At 66.9% G+C, this 14,267-nt stretch carries 11 protein-coding genes; 4 read left to right on the top strand and 7 right to left on the bottom strand.

Annotation, left to right across the window (positions count from 1 at the left end; all coding sequences use genetic code 11):
* Positions 1–139: 139 nt before the first annotated feature.
* The gene (locus WC815_16710) at positions 140–1,516 is read left to right on the top strand and encodes a M20/M25/M40 family metallo-hydrolase (protein ID MFA5910426.1); all 1,377 of its coding nucleotides are present in this window, start codon (positions 140–142) and stop codon (positions 1,514–1,516) included.
* 27 nt (positions 1,517–1,543) lie between these two features.
* The gene (locus WC815_16705; GenBank protein MFA5910425.1) at positions 1,544–1,930 is read left to right on the top strand and encodes a copper chaperone PCu(A)C; all 387 of its coding nucleotides are present in this window, start codon (positions 1,544–1,546) and stop codon (positions 1,928–1,930) included.
* Positions 1,931–1,958: 28 nt separating this feature from the next.
* On the opposite strand, the gene WC815_16700 is transcribed toward WC815_16705, so the two are convergent.
* The gene (locus tag WC815_16700) at positions 1,959–2,348 is read right to left on the bottom strand and encodes a hypothetical protein (protein ID MFA5910424.1); all 390 of its coding nucleotides are present in this window, start codon (positions 2,346–2,348) and stop codon (positions 1,959–1,961) included.
* 165 nt (positions 2,349–2,513) lie between these two features.
* On the opposite strand from WC815_16700, the gene WC815_16695 reads away from it, so the two are divergent.
* A complete protein-coding gene (locus WC815_16695; protein ID MFA5910423.1) occupies positions 2,514–4,583 on the top strand; it encodes a S9 family peptidase in 2,070 nt (689 codons plus the stop codon).
* On the opposite strand, the gene WC815_16690 is transcribed toward WC815_16695, so the two are convergent.
* Entirely contained in the window at positions 4,569–6,893 is a 2,325-nt protein-coding gene (locus WC815_16690; GenBank protein MFA5910422.1) for an HD domain-containing phosphohydrolase, read from the bottom strand. The two genes, WC815_16695 and WC815_16690, sit on opposite strands and share 15 nt — an antisense overlap.
* 347 nt (positions 6,894–7,240) lie before the next feature.
* Between WC815_16690 and WC815_16685 the strand changes: the two genes are divergently transcribed.
* On the top strand, positions 7,241–8,887 hold the full coding sequence (locus tag WC815_16685) for a M14 family metallopeptidase (protein MFA5910421.1): 1,647 nt from the start codon (positions 7,241–7,243) through the stop codon (positions 8,885–8,887).
* A gap of 7 nt (positions 8,888–8,894) precedes the next feature.
* Here WC815_16685 and WC815_16680 read toward each other — a convergent pair whose 3' ends face one another.
* The 5 genes from WC815_16680 to WC815_16660 all read right to left on the bottom strand — a co-directional run bounded on the left by WC815_16680 (position 8,895) and on the right by WC815_16660 (position 14,265).
* On the bottom strand, positions 8,895–10,148 hold the full coding sequence (locus tag WC815_16680; GenBank protein MFA5910420.1) for an epoxide hydrolase family protein: 1,254 nt from the start codon (positions 10,146–10,148) through the stop codon (positions 8,895–8,897).
* A gap of 47 nt (positions 10,149–10,195) precedes the next feature.
* Positions 10,196–10,555 carry a DUF2934 domain-containing protein gene (locus tag WC815_16675; protein MFA5910419.1) on the bottom strand — a complete coding sequence of 120 codons (360 nt, stop codon included), beginning with the start codon at positions 10,553–10,555 and terminating at the stop codon, positions 10,196–10,198.
* Positions 10,556–10,708: 153 nt separating this feature from the next.
* Entirely contained in the window at positions 10,709–12,478 is a 1,770-nt protein-coding gene (locus WC815_16670) for a putative ABC exporter domain-containing protein (protein ID MFA5910418.1), read from the bottom strand.
* Positions 12,475–13,206 carry an ABC transporter ATP-binding protein gene (locus tag WC815_16665; GenBank protein MFA5910417.1) on the bottom strand — a complete coding sequence of 244 codons (732 nt, stop codon included), beginning with the start codon at positions 13,204–13,206 and terminating at the stop codon, positions 12,475–12,477. Before WC815_16665 ends, WC815_16670 begins: the two co-directional genes overlap by 4 nt.
* Positions 13,207–13,230: 24 nt before the next feature.
* On the bottom strand, positions 13,231–14,265 hold the full coding sequence (locus WC815_16660; GenBank protein ID MFA5910416.1) for an alpha/beta hydrolase: 1,035 nt from the start codon (positions 14,263–14,265) through the stop codon (positions 13,231–13,233).
* Positions 14,266–14,267: the final 2 nt, after the last annotated feature.

Raw genomic sequence — 14,267 nt, 5'->3', positions numbered from 1 at the left:
CCCCCCGCATTACAGCCCTGGGACTCGAGGGGACGGTCCCGGACGAATGCGATAACGGAACCTTATAGCACCGATGCCTGCCAATTGGTGTCAAGAGTTGCACCCTTCGGCCCGCTCCCCGCCGCCTATAATCAACCCCATGCCTCGAGCGTTCAGCCTCTTCATGCTCCTGTCCGTGGCCCTGGTCGCGTCACCGTCGGCGCAGAGCCGTCCGGCCTGGCTCGACCCGTATCGCGACAACGCCGACAAGCTGGTCAGGGCCGCCCTCGCCGACCAGTTTGCGTGGGATCGCCTGGCCGAACTCACCGACACCTATGGCCAGCGCATCAGCGGGTCCGAGAACCTGAACCGGGCCATTGCCTGGGCCGCCGAGACCATGAAGAAGGACGGCCTCGAGAACGTCCACACCGAGCGGGTGATGGTGCCGAAGTGGGTCCGCGGCGCCGAGAGCCTCGAGATCACCAACCCGCCGCACCATGTCGTGCCGTTGCTCGGTCTCGGCGGCAGCATCGCCACGCCTCCCGCCGGCATCGAGGCCGAGGTGATGGTGGTGGCCAATGGCGAGGAGCTCACCAAGCGGGCGGCCGAAGCCAGGGGCAAGATCGTTCTCTTCAACGTGCCCTATACCAACTACGGCGAGACCGTGGCGTACCGCGGCAACGGCGCCCGCATGGCCTCGCAGCATGGCGCCGTCGCGGCGCTGGTGCGGGCGGTGGGCCCCACGGGACTGCGCACGCCGCACACCGGTGGCATGAACTACGGCGACGACACGGTGGCGAAGATTCCCACCGCCGCCATCCCGGTTGAAGACACCATGCGCATCCAGCGGCTCGTCAACCGCGGCCTCCACGTGCGCCTGCGCCTCAAGATGGAGGCGCACTTCGAACCCGACGTCGAGTCGTTCAACGTCGTCGGCGAGATCCGCGGCAGCGAGAAGCCGGACGAGATTGTCCTGCTCGGCGGCCACTTCGACTCGTGGGATCCCGGCACCGGCGCCTCGGACGATGGGGTGGGGTGCGTGGTGACGTGGGAGGCCGCGCGCCTGATGAAGAAGTTGAACATCCGGCCGAAGCGCACCGTGCGGGTGGTGCTGTTCACCAACGAGGAAAACGGCACTCGCGGCGGCAACGGCTACCGCGATCAGCACGCGAAAGACGCGGCGAACCACGTCATGGCGTTCGAGTCCGACTCCGGCGTGTTCTCGCCGGCGCGTCTCGGCTTCACGGGATCCGACGCCGCGCGCAAGCTGGTCACCGACATTGCCACGCTGCTCGCGCCGCTCGGGCTCCAGGATGTGACGGAAGGCGGCGGCGGCGCCGACATCGGCCCGATCGCCACGCTCGGCAAGGTGCCGATGATGGCCTACTCCGGCGATTCGACGAAGTACTTCACCATCCACCACACGCCGGCCGACACCATCGATCGCATCGATCCGCAGGAAGTGTCGAAGGCGGCGGCCGCCGTCTCGGCGATGATCTACGTGGTCGCCGACATGCCGCAGCCGCTGCCGAAGTAGTGCCTGGCACCGTTACAGAGGTTTTTGATGACATTCCTGCCTACCGCTCTCGTCGTCGCGTTGCTGATTGCGACACCTCATGCACAGCCCGCCATTACCGCGTCTGACGCGTGGGCGCCGGCGGCGTCCGCCGCGCCGGCGTCGGTCTACATGGTGATCAACAACCCGACGATGTACGACATCTACGTGGTGTCGGCGAAGAGCGAGGCGGCTGGGAAGGTCGAGCTGATCGACGGCGGCAAGCCCGTGAAGGAGCTGACGGTCGCGTCCTATGGTTCGCTGGAACTCAAGGCCGGCGGGGCGTTCGTGCGGCTGTCGGATCTGAAGCAGGAGCTGACGGCGGGGGCGAGCGTGACCGTGACGATGATGACCGACGGCGGTGTCACGATTGTGGCCACCGCCGTGGTGAAGTAGGGCACCCCTTCAAGGGGTGCCCCACGCACTAGCCCTTCTTGATGATGAAGCCGTTCGCGTCTTTGTCGCGATACTTCGCGTGGCAGGCCTGGCAGGTGCCGCCCAGTTCCTTCATGTGGCCCATCGCTGCGCCCATGTCGGCCGCCTTGGCAACGGCGTCGGCGTGGCCCATCGCCGCGCCCGCCCATTCCGCGGCTTCCGCGTTGTTGCGAGCCGTCCAGAACGCCTGGGCGTCCTTGAACAGGGCCACCATCTTCGCGGCTTCCGCCGACACGCCGGCGGCGTTCTGCTCCTTGGCGGCGCCGCGCATGGCGCCGTTCGCCGCACCGACCGCCTTCATCAGCTTGTCGAAGTCTTCATCGGTCTTGGACTGGGCCAGTGGGCTCACCGACATGGTGATGGTCACTGCCAGGGCCATTCCGGCCGCCATAAGAAAACGTGAAACGCGCATGTATCCTCCCGGGACGCTGAGGTGTGACGGGATGCCCACCTCCGAAGCTGAACCTTGCCGGACCGCGGCTGCAGACCACGTTCCGGCTCAGCCGATTGCGCCGGAAGAATAGCATGAGGCTATAGTGTCGGCATGACGAAACGCGTCCTGGTCATCCTCCTCGCGCTGGCCGTGGCACCGCTGTCGCCGGCCGCCCAGTCGAAGCGTGCCCTCACCCTGGACGATCACTCGAAGATCCTCGGCGTCGGCGATCCGCAGCGGTCGCCAGACGGCCTGTGGGTGGCCTACACGGTCACGACCATCGACGCCGAGAAAGACAAGCGGAACACCGACCTCTGGATGGTCAAGTGGGACGGCAGCGACCAGCTGCAGCTGACCTCGTCGCCCGACAACGAGTCGTCGCCCCGCTGGAGCCCCGACAACAAATACCTCGCGTTCGTGGCGTCGCGCGGCAACGAAGACGAGAAGAAGAAGGGCGGCCAGATCTGGCTGCTCAACCGATCCGGCGGCGAGGCGCAACGCGTCAGCGACTTCAAGGGCGGGGTGTCCGACATCCAGTGGTCGCCCGACAGCACGCGGATTGCGTTTGTCGCCAGCGACGAGGACCCCGCGGACGAGCCGGAGAAAATGGACGGCTGGAAGCGCAAGACCGAGCCACCCATCGTGATCGATCGGTATCACTTCAAGGAAGACCGCCGCGGTTACCTCAAGCAGCTGTACAGCCACATCGCCGTGTTCGACGTCGCCACCAAGGCCGCCACGGTGATCACCAAGGGCAACACCGACGACGCCAACCCGTCGTGGTCGCCGGACGGCAAGCAGATCGCCTTCCTCAGTAAGCGCGGCGCCGCGGATCCGGATCGCACGTCCAACGAGGACCTGTGGACCGTGGACGCCACGCCCTTCGGCACGCCCAGGCAGATCACCAAGACGCCGGAAGGCGAGGGCGGGCGCCCGGCCTGGAGTCCCGACGGCAGCCGCATCGCCGTGCTCATCAGCGACACCGATTCGAACACCGCCTACGGCCTGAACAAACTGGTGGTGGTGCCGTCGAATCCGCCCGCGGCGGCCGGACCGGCCACCAAGCCGGCGATTTACATGCCGGCGCTCGATCGCGCCGTCTCCAACCTGGCCTGGTCCGCGGATGGGCAGCACATCTCGTTCCTCCTGCAGGACGATCGCACCAACCAGGTCGCGACGGTGCCGGCCGAGAATCCGAATGGCGCGATGCAGCGGAAGTCCAACGGCCGGCGCGTGATCAGCGGGCTCAGCCCGGGCAAGGACGGCAACTTCGCGGTGCTGGCGACCTCGCCGACGCAGTTCACCGAGGTCCATGCGCTCGAGGGCGCCAACCTCCGCCAGTTGACGAAGCACAACGACACGCTCGCCGCCGAGCTGCAGTTGGCGACGACCGAGGATTTCCAGTCGAAGAGCAAGGACGGCACCGAGGTGCACGGGCTGATCGTGAAGCCCGCGGGCTTCACCGCCGGCACGAAGTACCCGACGCTGCTGATCATCCACGGCGGCCCGAACGGCCAGGATCAGCACGCCTTCAGCTTCGATCGCGAGTTCCTCGCCGCCAACGGCTACGTCGTGCTGGCGATCAACTATCGCGGCAGCGCCGGGCGCGGCAGCGCGTGGCAGAAGGCGATCCACGGCGACTGGGGCAATCTCGAGGTCGTCGATCTGCTGGGCGCGGTCGATGAAGCGGTCAAGCAGGGGATTGCCGACCCGGCCCGCCTCGGCATCGGCGGCTGGAGCTACGGCGCCATCTCCACCAACTACACCATCGCCACCGACCCGCGCTTCAAGGCGGCGATCAGCGGCGCCGGCAGCTCGATGCAGTTCACGATGTACGGCCTGGACCAGTACACCATCCAGTACGACCAGGAGATGGGGCCGCCGTGGAAGGCGAAGGACAAGTGGATGAAGGTGTCCTATCCGTTCTTCAACGCCGACCGGATCAAGACGCCGACGCTCTTCATGGGCGGCGAGAAGGACTTCAACGTGCCGATTGCCGGCGGCGAGCAGATGTACCAGGCACTCAAGAGCCTGGGCGTCGACACGCAGCTCGTGATTTACCCGGGCCAGTTCCACGGCCTGACCGTTCCGAGCTACGAGCGCGATCGCCTGCAGCGTTACCTGAACTGGTTCAACAAGTACCTGCAGCCCGCGGCGGCGGCGACGTCACCGGGAAAGTAGCGGCCAGTCGCTGGCCTCTTCCGCCCGGCGTTGCCGGCCGGAGTTGCGTGAGCGGCGGCCCGCCTTGTCGCGGTACATCCGTTCGTCGGCCACCATCAGCAGCTCGTTGAACGTGCGCCCATCCTCCGGGAAGCGGGCGCAGCCGGCGCTGATCGACAGCCCGACCCTCACGCCCGGCCGCGGCTCAAAGGGATAGTCGCTGACCGCGCCCTGCACCTCGGCCACCCGTCGGGCCTCGTGCCCGGGGCTGCAGCCCCACAGCACGACCATGAACTCGTCGCCGGCGAAGCGCGCGCACAGGTCGCTCTCGCGGACCGTCGAACGCAGCACCGTGCCGATGGCGCGCAGCGCCCGGTCGCCTGCCTCGTGCCCGTAGGTGTCGTTGATCTCCTTGAGACGATCGAGGTCGAGCACGACGACGCTGGCGCTGGTCTCGGTGCCGGCCGCCCGGGCCAGCCCGATCTCGAACTGCTGATCGAACGAGCGTCGATTGGGAAGGGACGTCAGCGCGTCGGTCTGGGATTCGTGCTGGGTCTGCTCGTAGCGCGTCGAGTTGTAGATGACGGCCGCGGCCTGCTCACTGACCCGGCCGAGCACGCGCCGGTGCTCGTCGGTGAAGCAGCCGGCAGCGGTGTGATAGATCACGAGGCCGCCGATGCGCCGCCCGTCGAAATTCAACGGACAGGCCAGCAGCGCAGCGAGATCCTCACCACGTCCGGCGCGGCCGTCGGCGCAGGCGGGGAGCTGGAGCGAGAGGTCGTTCCACGATTTGGGCGTCCACGCGAACAGCGCCTCGGTGCCAGGGCCGTGCGCGTAGCGGCAGCCGTAGCCGTCGCTGTCGTTGCCCAGGAAGAGCGCGCACGTCACGAACGGCACCAGCCGGCTGACCTTGTCGTGAATCAGCACCATCGCGTCCTCGACGCCCAGGCTCGAGCCAAGGGCTTGCGCGATTTCGTAGAGCGTCTGCTCCTCGCGGTGGGTCCCGCTGATGTCCTGGAGCACGCCCCGGTCCGCCGGCGCCTCGACGGGCAGGGCCGCCGACAAGCGCAGCCGCGCGATCAACAGATCAACCAGCGCCGGGTCGAACGCCGTGCCCGCGTGTTCGAGCAGCACGGCGAGGGCCGCGACCGCGGTGCGCGCGGGACGGTACGGGCGGTCGGTCTGCAGCGTGCTGTAGCAGTCCGCAATCGAGAGGATGCGCGCGCCCAGTGGAATGGCCTCGCCGCGCAGCCCGGCCGGGTAGCCGAGGCCGTCCCACCGCTCGTGATGGCACAGCACCAGCTCGGCGACCGGCGCGCCGAACGGCACCTGGCGCAGGATCTCGGCGCCCGCGCGCGGGTGAATCTTGACGCGCTCGAACTCCTCGGGCGTCAGCGCATCGGGTTTGGCGAGGATGTGTTCGGGGACCGCCATGTTGCCGACGTCGTGCAGGAGGGCCGCCGTGCGGACCGCCTGCACCTCGTTGTCGGAGAGGCCCACGGCTTCAGCCAGTGTCGCCGCGTACAGCTGGATCGACCGGACATGCTCCGGCGTGCAGCCGGCCTTGGCCTCGATGGCGAGCGCCAACGCCTCGATGGTCGCCAGTTGCACGTCCATCGCGCGGCGGGTTTCGTCCTGCTCTTCGCGGAGTCGCGCGACCACGGTGTGATAGCTCCGAAAGACCAGATACAGGGGCGCGGCCAGCAGCGCCAGCCAGCCAAACCAGCCCCGGTGCCAGGCCATCGCCGCGCCGGCCGCCAGTGCCGCGCCGGCCAGGTAGCTCGGCGCGCTCCACAGGAAGTTGCGATGCCAGATGCGCACCACCGGCTGCCGCGTCGACAGCGCGATCGCGCCGGCGACCAGCGCGGTATTGACGAAGAAATACAGCGGCGCCACGACCGCGGCCGCGCGCACCAGCGCCGCGATGCTTGACGGGTCCGCGCCCATCACCACGCCCAACGGGAGGCCGGCCACCCACACCGTCGCCGTCAGCGAGGCAATGCTGAACACCACCTGGTGCCGCGGGTTTCGCTCGGTGGTTCGCAGGGTGCACTGGGCCCACGCGCTGATCGCCGCGATCACCACCGTCGGCAACGGCCCGAGCGAGAACAGCGCCCAGAAGTTCACCGCATGCGACAACGACAGGTTCGACCGGCTGCGGCCGAGCGGCAGCTCGATCTTCGCCGTCGATGTGGCAATGGCGAGTGCCAGCAGCATGAAGAACAGGCCGGGACTTTGCGGCGGCAGGCCCCGCGCGGAGTCAACCAGGCAGGCCGCACCCGCAACCACGACCGCGACGACGTAGGCGCGGGCCGGGACCGGTAGCGTCAAGAAGGTAGACCGGTCGGACTTCCGCCGGCCTGGCAGGCTCATGCTCATCTGGCGCTCACCCCTAGGCCAGGCAGCACGTCTGGTTGTAGCGACACCAAACGACATTAAACGACTTTAAGAACATACAAGCGACACTGCATCTTGCATGCCGTGCCGGGGACAAGGCTGGCGAATGTGTCGATTTATGCGCACAAAAATGGCAGTTATTCACGACTTCCGGCGGCGGAATCGATGTTCGATCCAGTGGCCAAGAGCTGTTTTAGTGTGCCCTTATAGGACAGTTCATTACGAGGCTGACTGCGGTGTCCGCCTGCCGGGCGCCGCGAATGGGCCATAATTCGCGCACCATGCGCCTTCCTACCGCATTCGCCATCATCATGACTGTCGTGACGGTTGCCTCTGCCCAGCAGCCTGATCTCCGCACGCGCGCGGAGATCACCAACTACGAAGAGACCAGCTCCTACGCCGACGTGCAGCGGGTGATCGACGGCCTCGTGGCGTCGAGTCCGCTGGTGCACACCGAGAGTTTCGGCAAGACCGAGGACGGGCGCGACCTGCCGCTGCTCGTGATCTCCGAACCGAGGGTCACGACGCCGGAGGCGGCCCATAAGCTCGGGCGCCCGCTGGTGTTCGTGCAGGCCAACATCCACGCCGGCGAAGTCGAAGGCAAGGAGGCGATCCTGGCGCTGGCCCGCCGGCTGGTGTCGGGCGATCTCAAGCCGCTCACCAGGCAACTCGTCATCCTGCTCGCGCCCAACTACAACGCCGACGGCAACGAGAAGGTGAACGTCCAGAATCGCACCGCGCAGAACGGCCCGGTGGCGGGCGTCGGCACGCGCGAGAACAGCAAGGGCCTCGACCTCAATCGCGACTACATGAAGCTCGACACCGCGGAGGCGCGGTCGCTGGTCGGCCTGATCAACAAGTGGGACCCGCACGTGCTGGTCGATCTCCACACCACCAACGGCTCGTACCACGCCAACCACCTGACCTATTCGCCCATCCTCAATCCCAACGCCGACGCGCGGCTGATCGATTTCACCCGCGACCGCATGCTCGCGCCGATTCGCGAGGCGATGCTGAAGAAGCACAACTGGCGCGTCTACTACTACGGCAACTTCGCGCCCGAAGACGGCGGCGGCCGCGAGAGCTCGCGCGTGGACCCCGCCAACCCGGGCAACGTCACCTGGCGCACCTTCGACCATCGCCCGCGGTTCGGCAACAACTACGCCGGCCTTCGCAACCGCATCGCCATCCTGTCCGAGGCCTACAGCTACCTGGACTTCAAGGGCCGCGTTGACGTGACCGAAGACTTCGTGGACGAGATCTGGAAGTCGGCGGCGGCCAACGCGAAGCAGATCATGACGCTGACGGCGCAGGCGGATCGCCAGTTCACCGCGCCGCCCACTGCCCGCCCCGTCGAACTCGGCGTGGACTTCGAGATCCGCGCCCTCCCTGAAAAAGTCGGCGTCTTCGTCGGCGACGTCAAGAAGGTGCTGAACCCGCGATCGGGCAAAGAGATGCTGGCGATGACCGACCTGGCGGTGCCGGTGGCGATGAAGGACTACGGCGTGTTCGCGGCGACGCGGTCGCTGGCCATGCCGAAGGGCTGGCTCATTCCCACCAACCCGCGGCTTGCCGCGGCGGTCGAGCGCCTTCGCTGGCACGGGTTGAAGGTGCAGGAGATCACCGAGCCGGCGCAGGTGTCGGTGGAACGGTTCACGATTGCCGGCTACACCCGCGCCGAGCGGGTGTTCCAGGGCCATCGCGAAGCGCGCTTGAAGGGCGCCTTCGAGCCGGCGCAGTTGACGGTGGCGCCGGGCGCGCTGTTCGTGCCCGCGGACCAGCCGCTTGCCAGGCTCGCGTTCTACCTGCTGGAGCCTGAGAGTGACGATGGCCTGGTGACGTGGAACATCATCGAGGAAGGGCTGGCGGCGGGCGAGTCCTACCCGATCTACCGCGTCACGAACACGACCGCGCTTCGTCTGAAGTAGAGGCGCGTTATCGCACGCTTCTGAAGAACGCGCGCACGTCGTCAACGAACAGTTGCGGCTGCTCGAACGCCGCGAAGTGACCGCCCTTGGGCATCTCGGTCCAACGCGTGATGTTGTAGCGCGGCTCCAGCCAGCGCCTGGGCGACCAGATGATTTCCTTGGGGAAGTCGGCACAGGCGGTCGGCACCTCGATCCGGCGGCCGGCGGTGGCCGCCGGTGGGGCGTGGCGGCTCTCGTAGTAGATCCGGGCGGACGAAGCGGCCGTTTGCGTCATCCAGTACAAGGTGATGTTCGTCAGCAGTTCGTCCTTGGAGAACACCGTCTCAGGATTCCCGTCGCAGTCGCACCAGGTGCGGAACTTCTCAACGATCCACGCCGCGAGGCCGGCCGGGGAATCGTTGAGCGCGATGCCCAGGGTCTGGGGCTTGGTGCCCTGGATCTGCTGATAGCCCGTTTCTTCCGCCTGAAAGACCTGCCGCGCCTTGAGCCGCTCGAGTTCGCGCGTCGTCAACCCCGCGTTGGGGTCGGTGCCCGCGGGTGCCGCGCCGAAGCACATGTTGAGGTGGAGGCCGGCCAGGTGCGGCGCGTCGAGCAGGGCGACCTGCGTGCTGATGATCGATCCCCAATCACCCCCCTGCACGCCGTACCGCGTGTAGCCGAGGCGGGCCATCAACTTGGCCTCAATGGCTGCGATGCGGGCCGGATCGAAGCCAGCCTCTCGAGGCGCCTCCGAAAACCCAAATCCGGGGATCGACGGAATGACGACGTGGAACGCGTCTTCGGCGCGGCCGCCGTGGGCCGCCGGATCGGTCAGCGGGCCGATGGCCTTGGTGAACTCGACGAATGAACCTGGCCATCCATGGGTGATCAGGAGGGGAAGGGCGTCGGCGCGCGCGGCGCGCCGGTGAAGGAAGTGGATGCGAAGTCCGTCGATGGTGGTCGTGAACTGCTCGAACTGGTTGAGACGCCTCTCCTGGTCACGCCAGTTGAAGCCGGTTTTCCAGTATGCGACCAGCTCGCGCAGATAACCGATGTCGGTGCCGTGCGTCCAGCCTGGGCCCTGCAGCGGCTCGGGAAGGCGCGTCAGGTCGAGCCGCTTCTTCAGGTCGGCCAACGAGGCGTCGGAGACCCGTATGGAGAACGGGCGAATAGCGTCGGGCGCTGGAGTCTGCGCGAGGCCGATCGGTGTCGTGGCGAGTACCGCCGCGCACACCAACAATGCGTTGCGCCACCCGGGCGCCTGGCTGGGTTCAGGTGTCACGGGCGGATTGTATCTGCCTGAGGGCGGCTCTTGCCAGCGACGGACGATCAGTCGTCGGATTTTTTTGCCGGCCGGAGTTCGCGTTCAGCAAGCAGCCAGAAATCCACGTCGTCCCGGTCGCTCCCGAGGTATTCGAGGGACAGGAAGTATGCGCGGATCCGGATCTCCTCGTCAGAGACCACGATCGTCGGCTGGCCCGCGTCCGGCACCGAGGGTGCCTCATTGGCGGGGCGCTTCCGGCGGGTGACGACGCGGCCTGCGGGCTTGGCCAGCGCGGGCTTCTTCGGTGCGCGAGTTGCCGCCGCCTTCGGTGCGCGCGCCGCACGTGACGGGGGCTTATTTGTCTCTTCGGGCGATTGAGCGGGCGCGGCCGACTTTGGCGATCGGGACGTCTTCTTCGAAACCACGGTTCGCCTTCCTTACATGCTGTTCGTTGCCGGCGCGATGGCGCCGCTACCTACCAATAGCATGTGCAGGTAACGACCGTCACTACGGCAGGCATTATCCGCAGCAGCGTTGGCTCTCACTTCCGGCACGCGGCTCGGTCCATACGAAATCGTCTAGGCGGCCAGTTCCGCTGACAGATCGAAGCGTTCGAAGCGCGCGCCCAGCCAGTGAATGCCCAACCACGCTTCCATACTCAAGACGGCGAGCGCCGCCACGACCGCCAAACCGGCCGCCGCCACATCGCCCGCGACCAATCGCCCGGCAAAGAACACCGCGACGGCGGCCACCGCGGCCGGCACGAGCGAGACGAGCACGACGATGAGGTTGCCGGCGAAGAACAGGAGGCGCTGTCCCATCACGTCGATGCCGCCGGAGGCCTGGCGAGCCGACTGCAGCCAGGCCGGAAACAGCACCGCGGCGGTGTTGAGCACGAGCAGCTGCAATGTGCACAGCAGCGGCGCGATCAGGGCGAGGCTGATCGCGACGCCCACGTGCCCCTGTGGCGGCAGCCATCTGATCAACTGTGGCGGCACGGTGATCGCAGCGGTCAGCAGTGTCAACCACACGAGCACGGTAATGATGGCCACCGGCGTGAGCAGTTCGCCAATGATGATCTGCCAGCCGTGGAGGGGATAGGTCTTGAGAAGGTCGGCGTTGGTCAGGTCGTTCCGCAAGTCTTGTCGCGCCAATTGGGGGCCGAGGACGAGCAGGTAGGCGCCGACGATGAAACAGAAGGTCGCAATCCCAGGGCGGATGGCTTCGTAGGTCGCATTGCCCGAGAACCAACGGCACACCGCCACAATGATGACGGCCACCGCGATGGCCGCGCGCGGACGCAAGTACGACGCGGTGGAAAGCAGGTTCTTCCACAGGAACGCGAGCTCCGGCCGCGCGTGCTCGCCGAGGTTGAACGGTGCCGGTCGCGCCGTAGGCGCGGATTGGCCCAGGCGAAACTTGCCCTCCAGGCGCGCGGAAGCCCGGGCGGCCCGCTTCTCGGCCCGCGCAATCGACGCCTCCTCGAACGACACCTCCGTGCTGACCACCCACGCGTAGTGCGCCACATACAGAAGGAGGGCGGGACCAAGCGCCGCCAGGAACGAGCCCAGGTCAACGGCGAGTAGCGGCTGGATGACCAGCCTGGCCGGCGCGAGCAGCCATGGCAGGGCGCCGGCGTCGAGCATGGCTGCCAGGTAACGGGCGAATGCCGGCGCGCCGGTGAGGTCGTTGGCACGCGGTGCATGCACGTCGCCCCAGGTCCATGCCAGGACCGCGCCGGCGATCAGGGCCAGCCCTCCAATCGTGATCACCTGGCGCCGCCAGGTCGTCACTCCGCGATCCAGCAGCCTCGTGACCACGAAGGACGAGCCCATGATGTGCAACGACAGCGTGGCGACGATGATCCACCAGCCGATGACGCGCATCGCCGGGTTGCCTGGGAGAAAACTCCAGCGGCTGGTGACCAGCGAAGCGATCAGCGCGGTGAACAGGATTCGCCCCTGCGCGCTGATCAGCTGGTAATGGATCAGGGTCCGGCGAAGCACCGGGGCGGGGAACAGGAACCCGATTTCCGCCTCACTGAATCGGAGAGCGGCGCGTTCTCGTGGCCACACCCAGCAGGTGAGGGCGACGAGCAACAGGAGCAGTGAGCCGACGGCGGCGGCCACCGGCAGCAGCTCCTGGCGAATGGCACCGGACAGGGCGACGCTGGCGCCCCGGCCCGCCAGCATTCGTCGAAAGAACACGAAGTACAGATAGACCGCGCCAATCACGCCGCCGGCGAGATACCGGGGCTGCTTGAGCCGCTTGAGGCGGCCGAGCAGCGCGTTCTGCAGCGACGTAATCCGCAGGTAGAGCAAGGCGCCCAGGATGTTGGGCGCGCTCAATGTTCCGATCCGCCCGTGGCGCGCACGAAGATCTCCTCGAGGCTGACATCGGCCTCGCCGTTGCTGAATTGCGCGGACACCTCGGCCAGGGTGCCGTTGGCGATCTTGGCGCCCTTCTTCAGGATCAGCACGTGCGAGCACACTTCCTCGAGCAGACTCAGCAAGTGCGAGCTGAGCACGACGGCGGCGCCGCCGCGGGCGCGCTGCATGATCGAGCTCTTCATGCGGCGGATACCCAGGGGGTCGAGGCCCGTGAGCGGCTCGTCAAAGAACAACACTTGCGGGGCGTGCAGCAAGCCACAGGCGATGGCGAGCTTCTGCTTCATGCCGCGCGACAGCGCGCCCGGCAGTTGATCGGCCTTGTCGGCAATCTCGAACTCGTCGAGCAGCGGCAGGGCGATGGCCTCGTGATTGGCGACGCCGTAAACGCGCGCGACAAACGCCAGGTGTTGTCGCACGGTGAGATAGTCGAAGAGTCGCGGCTCGTCGGGAAAAAACGCCAGCGAGCGCTTCGCGGAAATCGGGTCACTGAGCAGGTCGTGGCCGGCCAGCGAGACCTGGCCGCTGCTTGGCGGAATGATGCCGGTGATGCTGCGCAGCGTGGTGGTCTTGCCGGCGCCGTTGGGGCCGACAAGACCCAGCACCTCGCCCGGTCGAACCGTGAACGAGAGGTGGTCCACCGCGACGAAATCGCCGTACTGCTTGCGCAGCCCGGACACTTCGATCATGGCTCGAGGTCCCGCGACCCTCGCCTACTTCGCGGTCAGGCCCTCTTTGAGGAACGCGACCAGCGGCGGCAGCACCTGTTCCGGCGCCTCGAGGTGCGGCACGTGTCCGAGTCCCGGGAGCAGCAACACCCGGCCGTTGCCGTTGGGCACCGTCTTGGCGATGTAGTTCATGCGCTCCTGGAACGCCGCCGCGGTGCCCAGCAGCATGTCGTCGGCGCCGCCGAAGGCGAGCGTCGGCACCTGGATGTGCGCCCAATCGTAGACGACCGGGTCGGCGTACAGCATCTGACCGATGAGCGCCTGCACCATCGCCAGCCGAGGCCAGTCGGCGCTGAGCGTCCACGAGTAGCGGATGCGGGTGTAGGTCTCGAATTCCTGGTTCCAGGCCTTGGGGTTGTGCGCGACGTAGCGGCTCAGGCTGGCGCGCGTGCCCTGGTAGTCGGCCGTGAGCGCCTGTTTGTAGGCCTCGTCGATCGACTGCATCGGCCGGCCGTACCGTCCATCGGTGAGCCCGATCGGGTTATAGATCACGACCCGCTCAACCGCCTTCGGATACTGCGTCGCGAAGCGCGCTGCGAGCATGCCGCCCATCGAGTGGCCGATCACCATCGCCTTCTCGATCTTCAGGTGCTGCAGGATCAGCCAGGTGTTTCGCGCCTGTGAATTGAAGTTGAACGGAGCAATCGGCTTCGACGACCGGCCGTAGCCAATCTGGTCGGGGACAATGACGCGGAAGCCTTCCCTGGTCAGGCCGTCGATGATGGCCTTGAAGTAGAAGCCGCCGAAGTTGTTGCCGTGCAGCAGCATCGCGGTGTGGCCGTTGGGCGTGCCCTGCGGGGCCACGTCCATGTACGAGATGCGGACGTCCTGGCTGTAGACGCTGATGTCGAGATAACTACTCGGATAGGGATACGGACACTCGTCGCAGGTGATGCTGCCGGGCTTCACATCGGTGGGTGTGGGGACCGGTGGCAGGATGGCGCGGCCCTGGGCCGCAACAGAGGTCGCGGCGCCGAGCAGCAAGAGCGAGAACGTGAGCGGTCGCAGGGATTTGTGCATGG

This window comes from Vicinamibacterales bacterium (assembly GCA_041659285.1).
Lineage (GTDB): Bacteria > Acidobacteriota > Vicinamibacteria > Vicinamibacterales > UBA2999 > 12-FULL-67-14b.
The sequence above is the reverse complement of the archived record's forward strand: the minus strand, read 5'-3'. Positions and strand labels throughout refer to the sequence as shown.